At 67.2% G+C, this 15,390-nt stretch carries 18 protein-coding genes; 9 read left to right on the forward strand and 9 right to left on the reverse strand.

The annotated features are described in order from the left end of the window. Positions 1-26: 26 nt before the first annotated feature. A complete protein-coding gene (locus tag AC5P6X_RS14820) occupies positions 27-2,015 on the reverse strand; it encodes a hybrid sensor histidine kinase/response regulator (RefSeq protein WP_049442177.1) in 1,989 nt (662 codons plus the stop codon). A gap of 244 nt (positions 2,016-2,259) precedes the next feature. Here AC5P6X_RS14820 and AC5P6X_RS14825 point away from each other — a divergent pair, with 244 nt between their 5' ends. Next, complete coding sequence (locus tag AC5P6X_RS14825) at positions 2,260-2,823, forward strand: DUF3016 domain-containing protein (protein WP_043033923.1); 564 nt, start codon at positions 2,260-2,262, stop codon at positions 2,821-2,823. Between the two features lie 180 nt (positions 2,824-3,003). On the opposite strand, the gene alr is transcribed toward AC5P6X_RS14825, so the two are convergent. After that, entirely contained in the window at positions 3,004-4,071 is a 1,068-nt protein-coding gene (alr, locus tag AC5P6X_RS14830; RefSeq protein ID WP_005412128.1) for an alanine racemase, read from the reverse strand. Continuing rightward, positions 4,050-5,354: a D-amino acid dehydrogenase gene (locus AC5P6X_RS14835; RefSeq protein ID WP_005412127.1), complete on the reverse strand. Its 1,305-nt coding sequence runs from the start codon at positions 5,352-5,354 to the stop codon at positions 4,050-4,052. Before AC5P6X_RS14835 ends, alr begins: the two co-directional genes overlap by 22 nt. 149 nt (positions 5,355-5,503) lie before the next feature. On the opposite strand from AC5P6X_RS14835, the gene AC5P6X_RS14840 reads away from it, so the two are divergent. After that, positions 5,504-5,983 (forward strand): Lrp/AsnC ligand binding domain-containing protein, encoded by a 480-nt coding sequence (locus AC5P6X_RS14840; protein ID WP_005407919.1) that lies wholly within the window; start codon positions 5,504-5,506, stop codon positions 5,981-5,983. A 110-nt stretch (positions 5,984-6,093) separates the two neighbouring features. Here AC5P6X_RS14840 and AC5P6X_RS14845 read toward each other — a convergent pair whose 3' ends face one another. Together AC5P6X_RS14845 and AC5P6X_RS14850 are read right to left on the reverse strand one after the other, a co-directional pair. Further along, a complete protein-coding gene (locus AC5P6X_RS14845; RefSeq protein WP_033833709.1) occupies positions 6,094-6,270 on the reverse strand; it encodes a hypothetical protein in 177 nt (58 codons plus the stop codon). 144 nt (positions 6,271-6,414) lie between these two features. Continuing rightward, entirely contained in the window at positions 6,415-6,792 is a 378-nt protein-coding gene (locus AC5P6X_RS14850) for a hypothetical protein (protein ID WP_043033924.1), read from the reverse strand. A 140-nt stretch (positions 6,793-6,932) separates the two neighbouring features. Between AC5P6X_RS14850 and msrB the strand changes: the two genes are divergently transcribed. From msrB to AC5P6X_RS14875, 5 genes are all read left to right on the forward strand, one after another. Next, the gene (gene msrB, locus AC5P6X_RS14855) at positions 6,933-7,400 is read left to right on the forward strand and encodes a peptide-methionine (R)-S-oxide reductase MsrB (RefSeq protein WP_049449768.1); all 468 of its coding nucleotides are present in this window, start codon (positions 6,933-6,935) and stop codon (positions 7,398-7,400) included. 91 nt (positions 7,401-7,491) lie between these two features. Then, positions 7,492-8,346 (forward strand): flagellar motor stator protein MotA, encoded by an 855-nt coding sequence (gene motA, locus AC5P6X_RS14860; protein ID WP_005407915.1) that lies wholly within the window; start codon positions 7,492-7,494, stop codon positions 8,344-8,346. Between the two features lie 3 nt (positions 8,347-8,349). Next, positions 8,350-9,288, forward strand: a complete 939-nt coding sequence (motB, locus tag AC5P6X_RS14865; protein ID WP_329757078.1) for a flagellar motor protein MotB — start codon at positions 8,350-8,352, stop codon at positions 9,286-9,288. 127 nt (positions 9,289-9,415) lie between these two features. Continuing rightward, positions 9,416-9,904, forward strand: coding sequence for a hypothetical protein (locus tag AC5P6X_RS14870; RefSeq protein ID WP_322534345.1), 489 nt, complete (start codon positions 9,416-9,418; stop codon positions 9,902-9,904). Between the two features lie 13 nt (positions 9,905-9,917). Next, positions 9,918-10,193 (forward strand): DUF4031 domain-containing protein, encoded by a 276-nt coding sequence (locus tag AC5P6X_RS14875; RefSeq protein WP_005412122.1) that lies wholly within the window; start codon positions 9,918-9,920, stop codon positions 10,191-10,193. A 219-nt stretch (positions 10,194-10,412) separates the two neighbouring features. On the opposite strand, the gene AC5P6X_RS14880 is transcribed toward AC5P6X_RS14875, so the two are convergent. Then, positions 10,413-10,955 carry a DUF6630 family protein gene (locus AC5P6X_RS14880; protein ID WP_005407911.1) on the reverse strand — a complete coding sequence of 181 codons (543 nt, stop codon included), beginning with the start codon at positions 10,953-10,955 and terminating at the stop codon, positions 10,413-10,415. A 90-nt stretch (positions 10,956-11,045) separates the two neighbouring features. Between AC5P6X_RS14880 and AC5P6X_RS14885 the strand changes: the two genes are divergently transcribed. Then, complete coding sequence (locus AC5P6X_RS14885) at positions 11,046-11,294, forward strand: DUF3297 family protein (protein ID WP_005415112.1); 249 nt, start codon at positions 11,046-11,048, stop codon at positions 11,292-11,294. 99 nt (positions 11,295-11,393) lie between these two features. Here AC5P6X_RS14885 and AC5P6X_RS14890 read toward each other — a convergent pair whose 3' ends face one another. The 3 genes from AC5P6X_RS14890 to AC5P6X_RS14900 all read right to left on the reverse strand — a co-directional run bounded on the left by AC5P6X_RS14890 (position 11,394) and on the right by AC5P6X_RS14900 (position 14,391). After that, positions 11,394-13,043, reverse strand: a complete 1,650-nt coding sequence (locus AC5P6X_RS14890) for a Na+/H+ antiporter (RefSeq protein ID WP_285309750.1) — start codon at positions 13,041-13,043, stop codon at positions 11,394-11,396. Between the two features lie 117 nt (positions 13,044-13,160). Continuing rightward, positions 13,161-13,949 carry a dioxygenase family protein gene (locus tag AC5P6X_RS14895; RefSeq protein ID WP_005407908.1) on the reverse strand — a complete coding sequence of 263 codons (789 nt, stop codon included), beginning with the start codon at positions 13,947-13,949 and terminating at the stop codon, positions 13,161-13,163. A gap of 31 nt (positions 13,950-13,980) precedes the next feature. Further along, the gene (locus tag AC5P6X_RS14900; RefSeq protein ID WP_005412120.1) at positions 13,981-14,391 is read right to left on the reverse strand and encodes a DoxX family protein; all 411 of its coding nucleotides are present in this window, start codon (positions 14,389-14,391) and stop codon (positions 13,981-13,983) included. Between the two features lie 96 nt (positions 14,392-14,487). Here AC5P6X_RS14900 and AC5P6X_RS14905 point away from each other — a divergent pair, with 96 nt between their 5' ends. Beyond that, on the forward strand, positions 14,488-15,369 hold the full coding sequence (locus AC5P6X_RS14905; RefSeq protein ID WP_049449773.1) for a LysR family transcriptional regulator: 882 nt from the start codon (positions 14,488-14,490) through the stop codon (positions 15,367-15,369). The last annotated feature ends 21 nt before the right edge of the window (positions 15,370-15,390 follow it).

Genomic DNA, 15,390 nt, shown 5'->3' on the forward strand with positions numbered 1-15,390 from the left:
CAGGGTCGCCGATCGGCCGTGAATGTTCAGTGCAGCGCGCTGTCCGCGCGCGGCACCTGCACCTTGCGTACGGCAGCCACCAGCTGCGCCACCGAGTATGGCTTGGCCACATGCTCCTGGAAGCCCGACGCCAGCGCGCGGCGGCGGTCATCGGCACGCGCCAGTGCAGTCACCGCCACCGCAGGCAAGGTTGCCGCGTCCACGCCCATGTCCTCGCGCAGCGTGCGCACCAGCCCATAGCCATCCATGCCCGGCATGCCGATGTCGGTCAGCATCACGTGGTACTGCAGATGGCCGGTGTCGGCCAGCAGTGCCAGTGCCTCGCCGGCCGAGCTGGCCGCCGACACGCTGGCGCCCTGCTCTTCCAGCATGCGCCGCAGGTACTCCAGCACCTCCGGCTGGTCTTCCACCGCCAGCACATGCATGCCCCGCAGCGGATACGGTTCGACGATCACCGGCTCCAGGATCGGCCCGCTGATGACTTCGCGCAGCGGCCGGCGCTCGGCATCCGGCAGGTGCTGGGGCAGGCGCACGGTGAACGTGGCGCCGTGGCCATGGCCTTCGCTGGCGGCGGCGACGGTGCCGCCGTGCAGTTCGACCAGCTGCTGCACGATCGCCAGGCCCAGGCCGAGGCCGCCATGGCGGCGCGTGGTGGTGCCATCGGCCTGGCGGAAGCGGCTGAACAGGTGGTTGAGGAACTCCGGTGCGATGCCATCGCCGGTATCGCGCACCGTAATCACCCAGTGGGTGCCGTCGGCCTGCAGCTGAACGTCGATGCGGCCCTCGGCCGGGGTGAACTTGATCGCATTCGAGAGCAGGTTCCAGAACACCTGCTGGAGGCGCGTGGCATCGCCCAATACCAGGCTGGGCTGCTCGGGCAGCTGCAGGTTCACGTCCAGCGCCTTGCCTTCGGCCACCAGTTCCTGCGCGCCGATGGCTTCGCCAAGCAGCGTGCGCAGGTCCAGCACTTCCACCTCCAGCTGTACCTTGCCCAGCAGCATGCTGCTGAGGTCGAGCATGTCCGAGATCAGCCGCTTCTGCGCACCGGCGCTGTTGGCGATCACGTTCAGGCCCTTGTACAGCGGGCTGGTGTTGTCCACGCGCTGCAGCAGCAGCTCGCTCCAACCGAGGATGGTGGTCAGCGGCGTGCGCAGCTCGTGCGACAGCGTGGCCAGGAACTCGTCCTTCAGCCGCGCCATGTTCTCGGCGGCGCTGCGCGCGGCGCGCTCGGACTGCAGCAGTTCCTCGCGTGCCAGTTCGATCTCGCGGCGCTCGGTCACGTCCGGACTGCTGCCAGCCAGGCCGATGAAGCGGCCCATGCGCGAGAAGCGCGGCCGCGCGTTCATCTCCAGCCAGCGCCACTGGCCGTCGGCGCGCCGCGCACGTACCAGCGCATGCATCGAACGCTGCGCCTTCAGTGCTTCCTGCAGCTCGTACTCGAATACGGACGCATCGTCTGGATGTACCAGGCCGCGCCAGACATCTTCCGGAACGCGCGTTTCGTCGCCACCGAAAAACTCGCTGAAGGCGCTGTTGACGAAGCGGGCGTGGCCGCGCTCGTCGAGCACCCATACCGGCATCGGCAGGCCATCGGCCAGTGCGCTGAAGCGGGCTTCGCTTTCGCCCAGCTCCACTTCCATCTGCTTGCGCGCGGTGATGTCGAAGAACAGGATGCCGACCTTGTCTTCGCCCGGACGACCAACGCGCACCGCATCAACCGCGAACGAGCGGCCCAGGGCGCGCGCTTCCATCTCGAACTGGGCGGGGCGACCACTGCGGGCCACTTCACCGTAGATGCGGAACCAGTCTTCCTCGTGGTTCGGTTCCAGCGCACTCATGCGCTGACCGCGTGCGTCCTTCAGGCCGGTATGGCGCTCGAAGGCGTCGTTGACCTCGATGAAACGATAGTCCACCGCGCGGTCGCCTTCGAACAGCACCTGGATCACGCAGAAACCGGCGTTGATGCGCTCAAGCACGCCATGATGCAGGTCGGGTTCGGGCGCCGGCACCATCATCGGTGGGCGCTCCACTAGGGGCGGCAGTGTGGACAAGGGCGTCTGGACGGGCCGGATTGGAGACACAGCATGTTCCAGAGAGCGTATTCACAGCGTCAAGCGCCGTCAGTCAGGGTTGACGACGATGAATTGGCGGTAACCCCCCTTGCATACGACGCAGCCGGCCATTGCAGTGACCCGGCCACAGGATCACACTCGATCCGTGATCAACATCGTCCCCAGCGCGGGGACGCAGGAGACCGTCATGAAACGCGCACTCGTGATTGCCCTGCTGGCAGGCGCCCTGGTGGTGAGCGGCGCCAACGCTGCAGCGCGCAACGTAACCGGTACGGACGCGCCGCGTGCGTTGCAGGCCAATGGCCCGGTCAGCGTGAAATGGGAGGATCCGGCCACGTTCACCGAGATCCGCCAGAGCACCAACCGCTTCGAGGCCGAACGCGGTGACTGGGTACAGCAGCTGGCCCGCTACCTGCAGACCACCGCTGCCAAGCCGCTGCAGCCTGGGCAGACCCTCGATGTCACTCTGGTGGACATCAAGCGTGCCGGTGACTACGAGCCGTGGCACGGCCCGCGTGCGCGCGACATCCGCGTGATGCGTGATATCTACCCGCCCCGCATCACCCTGCAGTACACGTTGAAGGACGCCGACGGCCGTATTGTGAGCGAAGGCGACGCCCGCCTGAGCGACTCCGGCTACCTGCAGGGCAGTGGGTTGCTGACCAACAGCGATCCGCTGCGCTACGAGAAGCGCCTGATTGATGACTGGGTGAAGCGCCAGCTGGCCAGCCAGGCCACCGCTGCGCGCTAGGCCCCTCGGCAGGTGTCGACCCTGGTCGACACGCATTCACCGCGCCGACCAAGGTCGGCCGCGACCAGAGCCGCGCATGGCGACCGCTGCGCGCCAGGCCCCCCGGTAGGTGTCGACCTTGGTCGACACGCATTAGCCGACCAAGGTCGGCCGCCACCGAAGCCGAGCGTGGGCTCGGCGTTACACGTACACCTTCGCCACGCGCTTGACCGCGCACGGCAGCTGGTACGCGCTCACGCCGCATCGCGGCGCCAGTTCCGCCAACGTCGGCGCACTGCCCCACAGTTCCACCACGCTGCCCACCGCGGCCTGCGGATGCGCCGTCAGGTCCACCGTCAGCATGTCCATCGACACGCGCCCGATCAGTGCGCCGGGCTGGCCATCGATCAATACCGGCGTGCCATTCGGGGCGAACTGCGGATAACCGTCGGCATAGCCCAGTGCAACCACACCCACGCGGGTGCGCGCCTTGGCCACGAAGCGCGCGCCATAACCCACCGGCTCACCCGCTTCGATCCAGCGTTCGGCGATCACTTTCGACTGCATCGTCATCACCGGGCGCAGGCGCTCGGTCAGCGTGGTGTCGTCCGGCAGCGGGTTCGCGCCATACAGCATCAGGCCCGGGCGCACCCAGTCACTGCGCACGTCCGGCCAGCCCAGCAGCGCCGGCGAGTTGCAGACGCTGGTCTCGCCGTGCAGGCCGTCGATGGCGCGCGCGAAGGTCGCCGCCTGTTCGTGGGTGCGTTCGCTGTCCAGCTCGTCGGCGCGCGCCAGGTGGGTCATCAGCACGATGCGCTCGACCTGCGGCAGCGCTGACAGGCGCGCGTGCGCCGCGCGGAAGCTGTCCACGTCCAGGCCGAGGCGATGCATGCCGCTGTCCAGCTTCAGCCACACCGTCAACGGGCGCGGGCTGTCGAAGGCGGCGACGGCCTCCAGCTGCCACGGCGAACCCACGGCGAACCAGAAATCATGCTCGGCCACCAACGCCATGTCGCTGGGTTCGAAGATGCCTTCCAGCAGCAGGATCGGCGCACGGATGCCGGCCTGGCGCAGTTCCAGCGCCTCTTCGATGGTGGCCACGCCGAAGCCATCGGCCTCGCCTTCAAGCGCCTGCGCACAGCGCACCGCGCCATGCCCATAGGCATCAGCCTTGATGATCGCCAGGGCCTTGCCACCGCCCAGTTCACGGGCGAGCCGGTAATTGCTGCGCAGGGCGCCCAGATCGATCAGCGCGCGGGCAGGACGCATGTGCGGTTCTCTTGTTGCGGCGCGTGACCGTACTGGCCGTAGCGGAAAATATCCAGGCCTTCGGTGCTGATCTGCGGCTGGCGCGCGCTCATCAGGTCAGCCAGGTAGCGGCCCGAGCCGCAGGCCATGGTCCAGCCCAGGGTGCCGTGGCCGGTGTTGAGGTACAGGTTGCGGAACGGCGTGGCGCCGATCACCGGCGTACCGTCCGGCGTGGCCGGGCGCAGGCCGGTCCAGAACTGCGCGCGCGACAGGTCGCCGCCCTTCGGGTAGAGGTCGCTGACCACCAGCTCCAGGGTCTCGCGGCGGCGCTGCGACAGCGACAGGTCGAAGCCGGCCACTTCGGCCATGCCACCGACGCGGATGCGGTCGTCGAAGCGGGTGACCGCCACCTTGTAGCTCTCGTCGAGGATGGTCGAGGTCGGCGCCATCGCCGGGTCGGTGATCGGCAGGGTCAGCGAATAGCCCTTCAGCGGGTACACCGGCAGGCGCATGCCCAGCGGTGCGACCAGCGCCGGCGAATAGCTGCCGAGCGCGACCACGAAGCGGTCGGCGGTTTCCAGCTTGCCGTCGATGCGCACGCCGGTGATGCGGTCGCCATCGAACTCCAGGCCGGTGATGTCCTGGTCGAAGCGGAACTCGACACCGGCATCCACGCACATCTGCGCCAGGCGACGGGTGAACAGCTGGCAGTCGCCGGTCTGGTCACGCGGCAGGCGCAGCGCGCCGACCAGGCCATCGACATGCGCCAGGGCCGGTTCCGCCTGGATGATGCCGGCGCGGTCCAGCACCTCGTACGGCACGCCGTACTGGGCCAGGATCTCGATGTCCTGCGCCGAGGCATCCAGCTGCTGCTGGGTGCGGAACAGCTGGGTGGTGCCCAGGTCGCGGCCTTCGAATTCGATGCCGATCTGCGCGCGCAGCTCGTTCAGACAGTCGCGGCTGTACTCGGACATGCGCACCATGCGCGCCTTGTTGATCGCATAACGCTCGTGGGTGCAGTTGCGCAGCATCTGCCACAGCCAGCGGTACTGGGCCAGGTCCATGCCCGGTTTGATCGCCAGCGGCGCGTGCTTCTCGAACAGCCAGCCGATGGCCTTCTTCGGCACGCCCGGGGCCGCCCACGGCGAGGTGTAGCCGAATGACAGCTGGCCGGCATTGGCGAAGCTGGTTTCCAGCGCCGGGCCGGGTTGGCGGTCGATGACCGTGACTTCAAACCCGGCCTGTCGCAGGTACCAGGCACTGGTGGTACCAATCACGCCGCTGCCGAGAACTAGGACTCGCATGGGACTTCTCCAACCCGATCATTCCCTGCACTGGAGCGCACAGGGACCATAATTGGGGAAGTATAGACAGCCATTCCCAGTTGATTTGCCTGTTTTGAAATCAACCGGCAGGATGTTCTCCTGCAATTCATTCCCCAAGGTTGACGACCATGGCCACCCGTACCCGCGAACTGGACAAGATCGACCGCAAGATCCTGCGCATCCTGCAGGCCGAGGGCCGTATTTCCTTCACCGAACTGGGCGAGCGGGTCGGCCTGTCGACCACGCCGTGCACGGAGCGCGTGCGCCGGTTGGAACGCGAAGGGGTGATCACCGGCTACCACGCCCACCTCGACCCGGCCGCAGTGAAGGCCAGCCTGCTGGTGTTTGTGGAAATCAGCCTGGCCTACAAGTCCGGCGACATTTTCGAGGAGTTCCGGCGCGCGGCGCTGAAGCTGCCCAACGTGCTGGAGTGCCATCTGGTGTCGGGCGACTTCGATTACCTGCTGAAAGCGCGGATCAGCGAAATGGCCTCCTACCGCAAGCTGCTCGGCAGCACGTTGCTGACACTGCCGCACGTGCGCGAGTCGAAAAGCTACATCGTGATGGAAGAAGTGAAGGAAACGCTGAGCTTGCCGATTCCCGATTGAGGCAGTTGCGATCGGGGTCAGAGCCCGCGTTGCGGGATCCGACCCCGGTCAGGATTCGGCAAGGGGTCGGATCCCGCGCAGCGGGCTCTGACCCCCGACCATGGTGACAGTCAACGCTGCTGTGGATGTTTCTGCGAGCGCTGTTCCTGCTGCTTGCCGCCCTTGTGCGGCTGCTGCGGGTCCATCTGCTGTTGCTGTTGCTGCTGCGGGTTGCGGCCCTGCGGTTCCTTGCCGGGATGACGGTTCTGCTGGTTTTTCATGATCGCGATCCAGTGGACAAAGGACATGCGGCGGCGAAATGCCGGCGCACGGTCACGTTGGTCCCGGAACGGTTAATCGCAGGCGAAAAAGCAGTGATCTGTAGCAGGTTGTTTTCGTGCGTTCAGGCCGAACGGCGTGCGCTAGCCGCCAACCTCGGTTGGCATTGGAGGTCAGCGCTTGATCTGCTGGCCATCGCCGGCCGGCACGCTGTCGTAATAGCGGCCGGTGCGCGAGTCGAACACGCGGTTCGGGCCGGCCGGGCGCACCCCGGGAACGATGCGGCCATTGCGGTCATAGACCTTGTCGGCAGGCTTCGGGACCGGCGCCGGCGCGACCTGGGCCGGACCGGTGGACTTGATCGGCTGCGTCGGCTGTGGCGAGGGCAGTACCTGCGGCTGCGGGCGCGCGGCCTGTGGCGGCGGCACCACCGGCTGCGGTGCCACGGTGGTGGCACTGCGGGTGGCGGTCGGGCTCGACGACGTCGGTACCTGGGCCTGCGCGACCAGCGGCAGCAGGGCCATCAACAACAGGGGAGGGATCGGTTTCATGGCACGCTCCGACGTGGATCGTCTTCACCATGCGCCAGCGCCTGTGTGCCGCCCATGAACGGCCATCACACTTGCAAGCGGGCGCCAGCACCCCCACGTTTTCCGGCATCCCCAGGCCATCGACCCCACGGAGTGCCGCCATGACCGCCTTCGATCTGACGCCCCCCACTGCCACCCAGACCGAGGCGCTGGTCGCCGGTCTCAGCAGCGAGGAACGCCGCGTGCTGCTGCAGCACGGCACCGAAGCACCGTTCTGCGGGGTATTCCTCGACAACAAGCGCGAGGGTGTCTACTGCTGCCGCCTGTGCGCGCTGCCACTGTTCCGCTCCAGCACCAAGTTCGATTCCGGCACCGGCTGGCCCAGCTTCTTTGCTCCGTTCGACCCCGCACACGTACGCGAGATCCGCGATACCAGCCACGGCATGGTGCGCACCGAGATCACCTGCGCGCGCTGCGGCAGCCACCTCGGCCACGTATTCCCGGACGGTCCGCCGCCCACCTACGAGCGTCACTGCCTGAATTCCGTCTCACTTTCATTCACTGGCAATGGTGACCCGTGGCCCGATCCACTGCAGCGTGGCGGCGCAGAAAGCGGTGTGGCGGGCTGAAACACCCCGCTGACCGATTTCACAGAATTCCCTCTTCAGAAAACCGGGCGACGGGCCGACAAGGAGATATCCCCTCTCCCTGCGTCGCCCCATGCTCATCATCGTTGGATTCCTGGTCGTCATCATCAGCGTGATCGGGGGCTACCTCGGTGCCCACGGCCGCCTGGGTGCCCTCTGGCAGCCCTACGAGCTGGTCATCATCGGCGGCGCGGCGCTCGGCGCCTTCCTGGTCGGTACCCCGGCCAAGACCGTCAAGCAGACCCTGCAGGCCATGGTGGGCGTGTTCAAGGGCCCGCGCTACAAGCAGCAGGACTACATCGATGTGCTCAGCCTGCTCTATGAACTGCTCAACAAGGCGCGCCGCGAAGGCTTCATGGCGCTGGAAGACCATGTCGAGCGGCCGGCCGAGAGCGCGCTGTTCGGCAACTACCCCAAGGTGCAGGCCGACCACCACCTGATCGACTTCATCACCGACTGCCTGCGCCTGATGATCGGCAGCAACATCGAGCCGCACGAGCTGGAACCGCTGCTGGAACTGGAGCTGGAAAAGCACCATGCCGAAGCCATGGCGCCGTCGCAGGTGTTGACCAAGGTCGCCGACGGATTGCCCGGTTTCGGCATCGTGGCGGCGGTGCTGGGCATCGTCATCACCATGGGTTCGATCGGCGGCGACATCGTCGAAGTGGGCGGCCATGTGGCCGGTGCGCTGGTCGGTACCTTCCTCGGCATCCTGCTGGGCTACGGCTTCGTCGGCCCGATGGCGGCGGCGATGGAAGCCCGCGCCGAACAGGACAGCCGCATCTACGAATCGGTCAAGACCGCCCTGCTGGCCTGCCTGCGCGGCTACAACCCGAAGATCGCGCTGGAGTTTGCCCGCAAGACGCTGCCGTCGAACGTGCGCCCGGCCTTCTCCGATTTCGAGCAGCACCTGAAGACGGTCAAGTAAGCCATGGCCGAGAACAAGCCCACCGTCATCGTCCGCCGGGTCAAGAAGGCCGGCCACGCCGCCCACCACGGCGGCTCGTGGAAGGTGGCCTACGCCGACTTCGTGACCGCGATGATGGCGTTCTTCCTGGTGCTGTGGCTGATGGCCACCACCAACAAGAACGACCGTGCGGCCATTTCCGAGTACTTCCGCAACCCCAGCCCGCTGAGTGGGCAGAACGCCACGCCGGCGCCCGGCATGGCAGGCCCGGGCGGCGCCAGCACCTCGATGATCAAGCTGGGCGGTGCCACCGACATCTCGCGCGGCAACAGCAACGATCCCTTCCAGAACCAGAAGGAGGCTGTGCCGCAGCCGGTGGACCAGCAGCAGCGCGACAAGCAGCAGCTGGAAGCGCTGATGAAGGAGCTGCAGGAGGCGATCAGCAGGAGCCAGGCGCTGGAGCCGTTCAAGGACCAGCTGCTGCTGGACCTGACCCCGGAAGGCCTGCGCATCCAGATCGTGGACAAGCAGAACCGGCCCATGTTCGACCTTGGCAGCGCCACGCTGAAGCCGTACACGCAGCAGATCCTGCACGAACTGGCCGAGTACCTGAACCATGTGCCGAACCGGATCAGCCTGACCGGCCACACCGACATCACCGCCTATTCGGCCGCACGCGGCTATGGCAACTGGGAACTGAGCGCCGATCGTGCCAACGCCGCACGGCGCGCACTGGTGGACGGCGGCCTGGAGGACAGCAAGATCACCCGCGTGGTCGGCCTGTCCTCGTCGGTACTGTTCGACAAGACCGACCCGCAGAACCCGATCAACCGCCGCATCAGCATCGTGGTAATGACCAAGGCCGCGGAGGAGGCCGCCCTGGCCGGTGCCGGCCCGCAGGTGGGGCTGTCGGCGCCCACCGCCGACCCGGACGTGCAGGCCGCGCAGGCTGAGGCAAAGTAGACGGTGGGTGCGGACCCTGGTCCGCACATCCGGGAAAGCGTGCGGACCAGGGCCCGCACCCACCAGGGGCATCACCCGGCGCACCCGCTACAATGGCGGTCTTTCCGTTTCCAGGTGATCCCACCCCATGTCCCAGAACTCCAAGGCCAAGCGCGACAAGCGCAAGAAGCAGCAGGCCAAGCGCCCGTTCCTGCGCCTGAACGCACAGCAGCAGGTGCAGAACCATGCCGTGCTGACCAACGAAGACGGCCAGGTGGTCGCGGCCATCGGCCTGCAGGGCCGTGAGTGGCTGCTGGCCATCGGCGGCCAGACCATGGGCAACGCCGAGAATCCGGTACCGATGCTGGCCATGCTCAAGCACCTGTCCAACGTGCAGGAGAAGGAAGGCCGCAAGGTCAACCTGGAGTACTCCGAACTGCTGCAGAAGCTGCTGGACACCCTGGCGGCCGAATCCGAGCAGACCGCTGACGAGTACCTGGACAAGCTGGTCGCCGAGTTCGAAGGCGTCGACGTTGCTGAAGGCGAGGAAGGCGAAGCCGCCGAGGGCAACGTGGCCGAAGAAGCCGCTGCCGAGGCCGCTCCGGCCGCTGACAGCGACAGCAAGCCGCAGGCCTGAACCGGCCGCGGCGGTGACGGTCTACGTCGATGACGCGGTGCATCCCTGGCGCGGACAGCGCTGGGCGCACCTGATGGCCGACACCCTGGCCGAGCTGCACGCGATGGCGGCGCAGCTCGGCATTCCCCCGCGGGCCTTCCAGAACAAGGCCAGCGGTGCCCACTACGATGTCACTTCCGAGCTGCGCGCACAGGCGATCGCGCTCGGTGCGCGGGCGATCTCACGGCACACCGACCGTGAACTGGTCAAAACGGTGATTGCCAACGCCAGGGCGCAGTACCGGCCGTAGGCCACGTCGCGGGTTCGCCGGACACCAACCGGCACCGACCGGGTAGAGTCGACTGTCAGTCGACTGCTCTCCCATCCGGCCGCGAGAACCCCGCGCTGCGCGCGATAGTCGACTAACAGTCGACTCTACCCCGTCGGGTCGTCTCCAGCGGATCAACCCATCAGGCCGCGCCCAGCAGAACGTCCCCGCCGGGTCGTGCCGGGCGGATCGGCCCATCGCTCAGAACGGGTCGCTGCCCAGGCGGATTTCCACGTTCAGCAGCGAGCACAGCGCCAACATTGCGTCGTCGTCGCGGGTCAGCGCCATCACGCCGGTGAAGCCGTCGCTGCCGGCATCCACGCTCCACAGCGTGTAGTTGTGCTCGCGCAGGCGGTCGAAGGCGGTGGACATCAGCTGCACGCCGTCCAGGTCTTCGGCGAAGTCCTCGTCATCCAGGTCGCCGCCCCAGTCCAGCTGCAGGTTGAAGCGCGCCGACAGCTCGTTCACTGCCGACTGCAGCGATTCCAGATCATCACGCTCGACCTCGAAACCGGACTGCCAGGCGATGGCCGTGAACAGGGCCGGCAGCCAGTCGCTGTCCGCTTCCAGCGGCTGCCCGTCCTCGGCCAGGTGCTCGCGCCAGCGGTTGAACTGCTGCAGGGCCAGTTCCTCGTCGCCTGGGTTGATCAGCACCAGCAGGTTCCAGACCCGTGCCTCGAAGCCATCTTCGTCGAAGTCGTGGATGTCTTCCTCGAAGTCGAAATAGTCGCTGTTGTCGGGCATGGCGGAACTTCCTCTGGGGCAGGCCGGCATTCTACGGTTTATCCTGTGCCGCTGAAGCCGGCCTTGGTGGCCGTCACTGTGAATGAAGCGATGAGCGATACCCCTCCCGACCACCTGGCGATCAACCCGGCCAGCCCCTTCCATGATGCGCAGGCGCTGGAGCGCGGCGTCGGCGTGCGTTTCAACGACGTCGAGCGTGACAACGTCGAGGAATACTCGGTCAGCGAAGGCTGGATCCGCGTGCAGGCCGGCAAGGCCCGCGACCGCCGCGGCAACCCGATGACCATCAAGGTCAAGGGCAAGGTCGAGGTGTATTTCCTGGACCAGAAGCCGGAATAAGCACGGCTCCCGGATCCTGGGGTCAGATCCCTTTCCTGCGGAAAGGGATCTGACCCCGATCAACGCGGGCCAAGGTCCGCACCCACCCGGGGTACACGGTCATTCGCGCTTGCGCGATTCCAGCAGATCAAGGTTGCGGATCAGGCGCCGCGAGATCTCATCGGAGATCACCCCGCGCCGGGTCAACCGGAACAGCTCCTCGCGCTCGGCATTGAGGCCGGCGCTGCGCAGCTGGCGGTAGCCCATTTCCATGCGCCGTACCTTCTCCGGGTCCACGTCGGGCCCCTCACTGTCGCGCTCCAGGTGCCGCTGGTAGAGCAGGCTCACCCGCGAGGCGGCGTCGTTGTACAGCTGCACGTTCTCGGTGTTCTGGTTCATCACCAGCTGCTGGCGCATGCGCTCGACCCCGGCCAGCGCGGCCTTCGACGACAGCCGGCGTGCCAGGTCCTCTTCCTTGCGCTCGCCCGAGTCAGCCGGCAGCTGCAGGCCCTTCAGCAGCTGTGGCAGCGCGATGCTGGCGCCCAGCAGCGAGAACAGGATCACCGATGCGGCCAGGAAGATCACCAGGTCACGCGCCGGGAACGCACTGCCGTCGGGCAGGAACAGCGGCAGGGTCAACACACCGGCCAGGGTGATCGCACCGCGCACGCCGGCCACCGAGGTCGCCACCACGATGCGCCAGTTCGGTGCCTCGCCCCGCTCCAGGCCGCGACGGCGCGCGCGCAGCAGGTTCCAGCGCAGCGACAACCACACCCACAACAGGCGCAGCACGACCAGTGCCAGATTGATCACCACCACATACACCAGCAGCCACCACGCACTCTGGTGGCCGGTCTCGTTCATGGTGGTGGTGGCGCGTTCGACGATGCCCGGCAGCTGCTCGCCCAGCAGCACGAACATGATGCCGTTGAAGCTGAACTGCAGCATGTTCCAGACCCCGGCGCGCTGCACGCGCATGCTGCCGGAGACGCGACCGGTCAGCTCGACATAGCTCATCGCGATACCGGCGGCGACCGCGGCGAGGATGCCCGAGGCATGGATCTCTTCGGCCAGCAGGTAGGCCGCGAACGGAATGAGCAGGTTGACCAGCATCGCCGCGCCGGGCTCTTCGCCGAAGCGGCGCCACAGCCAGCGCTGGAAGGTGGACACACCCAGCGTCACCGCCACGCCCACCGCCAATCCCGCCACCGCCACCCACACGAAGGTCAGCGAGGCCGTGGCCAGCGAGAAGGTGCCGGTCATCACCGCCGCCACCGCGAAGCGGAAGCAGACCAGGCCCGAGGCATCGTTCAGCAGCGACTCGCCTTCCAGGATGTGCATCAGGCGCTTGGGAATCGGCGCCTTCGAAGCAATCGCGCCCACCGCCACCGGGTCGGTCGGCGAGACGATGGCCGCCAGCGCGAAGCACACCGCCAGCGGCATCACCGGAATCAACCAGTGGATCAGGAAGCCGGCGCCGATGACGGTGAACACCACCAGGCCGAACGCCAGTTCGAGGATCGCGCCCTTGTCGCGGAACAGGCCCTGCTTGGGAATGCGCCAGCCATCGAGGAACAGCAGTGGCGGCAGGAACAGCAGGAAGAACACTTCCGGCTCCAGCGCGTGGCCACGGTTGAACACCCCGGCGATGACCGCACCCAGGGCGATCTGCACCAGCGGCAGCGGCAACGAGAACGGCAGGACGCGAACCAGGTAGCCGCTGGCGACAACGGCCACCAGCATCGCCAGGACGACTTCAATGGTATGCATGCTTCTTCCAGGAAGCGGCGCGTGGGGAGGCTTGGAGGCCAGCGCCGGAAACCCGGAAAAAACTACCACATGCGGCCATGGCCGCGACGGCCGGGGCCGCCGCGCGTCAGCCCCGGCTCATGCCCCGTCGAAGCGGTACAGATCCATGGCGAGGAAGCCGGCATCGATGCCGGCATCAATGCGACGCGCACCGAAACCGCCCTCGCCGGCCGCGCCCATTGCAAAGAACAGCGGCAGCAGGTGCTCGTCGGTCGGGTGCGCGCGTTCGGCGAACGGCGCCTGCCGGCGGTAATCCAGCAGGGCCTGGCGGTCATCAGCGGCCAGGCGCTGCTCCACCCATTCGATGAAGGGCCGCACGTACGGCGCTTCCTTGCCGTCCTGGTAGTCGCCCCAGTCGTGCAGGTTGTGGGTGATGCTGCCGGAGCCGACCAGCAGCACGCCCTGTTCGCGCAGCGGCGCCAGCGCACGGCCCAGCGCGAACTGATGCTCGGGGCCGAGCAGCGGCTGGATCGACACCGGCACCACCGGGATGTCCGCCTGAGGGCGCAACAGCCGCAGCGGTACCCACGCGCCGTGGTCGAGGCCACGCTGCGGGTCGATGGCCACTGGCAGGCCTGCGGCGGCGATGCGGCCGGCCACTTCTTCGGCCAGTGCCGGATCACCCGGTGCCGGGTACTGCAGTTCGAACAGCGCGCGCGGGAAGCCACCGAAGTCGTGGATGGTCGGCGGCTGTGGATGCGCGCCAACCAGCGGCTGCCGGCCCAGCCAGTGCGCCGAAGCCATCACGATGGCGCGCGGCGTCGGCAGATCGCGCGCCAGCTCGGCCAGGCGCACGCCAACCTGGCCCGGCTGCAGGGCAGTCATCGGCGAACCATGGGAGATGTACAGCGAAGGCAGGCGGGACATGGAATTCTCCAGTTGCAGGATCAGGCGGCGATCAGCGCGAACGCAGGGTCCACTTGCCATCGCCGAGCAGGAACAGCACCACCAGCGCCAATGCCCAGAACGCCGGGTATTCCCAGCCGCCGCCGGCATTGGCGAAACCGAAGCCGTTGGCGCCGTGCACGGTGACGATGGTGCCCAGCAGCAGCGGCACGCCGACCAGGCCCACCCAGCGTGCGTAGATGCCCAGCAGCAGCGCGACGGTGATCACCAGCTCGACGCCGATGGTGAGGTAGCCGAGCACACCGGGCAGGCCCAGAGACTCGAAGAACGCCGCCGTACCGGCCGGGGTGAACACCAGCAGCTTGGTCAGTGCGTGGACCAGGAACAGCACGCCCAGAGCCAGGCGCAGCAGGGTGGCGCCATACGGCGCCAGCGGCGAAACAGGAGCAGCGGTGGTGTGCATCGGAAAGCACCTTGAAGGGAGTGGACACAGGTTATTGCGCCTTCACGGGACGATAAATACGATCGTTTGACCGTATTTATTTCATAAGGCGCAACAATGGACACCCTGGAAGCGATGCGCGTGTTCGTGGCGGTGGTCGAGCGCAACGGCTTCAGTGCCGCCGCCCAGGCCCTGGACATGTCCACCGCCGGCGTCACGCGCCAGGTCGCGGCGCTGGAAAAGCGCCTGTCCACCCGCCTGCTCCACCGCACCACGCGCCGGGTCAGCCCGACCAGTGCCGGCGCCGCCTACTACGCCCAGTGCGTGCGCCTGCTGGCCGAATTCGACGCGCTGGAAGCCAGTATCGGCGCGCAGGCGCTGGAGCCTTCGGGCACGCTGCGCATCAACGCACCGGTGAGCTGGGGTATTGCCCGCCTCGGCCCGCTGCTGGCCAGTTATCGCCAGCGCTTCCCGCAGGTGGAGCTGGACCTGGCGCTGTCCGACCGGCTGGTGGACATGGTCGAGGAAGGCTACGACGTGGCCATCCGCATCACCCGCGAGCCAGGTCCCACGCTGATCGCACGTCGCCTGGGCGAATCGCGGGTGAGCCTGTGCGCCGCGCCGGCCTACCTGGCCGCACACGGCACCCCGCAGACCCCGCAGGAGCTGCAGGCACACGCATGCCTGAGCTACAGCTACTGGGCCGCCGGTGATCACTGGCCGCTGCAGGGGCCCGGCGGTGAAGTGAAGGTGGCGGTAAGCAGCCTGCTGCACGCCAACAACGGCGACGTGCTGCGCGAAGCGGCGATCGCCGGCATGGGTGTGATCCTGCAACCGGACTTCCTGCTGGAAGACGCACTGGCCGATGGCCGTCTGGTGCGCGTCCTGCCCGAGTGGGAAGCCGAGCCGATCGGCATCTTCGCGGTCTACACCAGCCGCAGCCACCTGGCACCGAAGGTGCGCAGCTTCATCGACCACCTGGTGGAAACCGGGGTGTAGCCGAGCCTGGCGTTTGCGGTA

This window comes from Stenotrophomonas sp. YJH_SMC_40 (assembly GCF_059368615.1).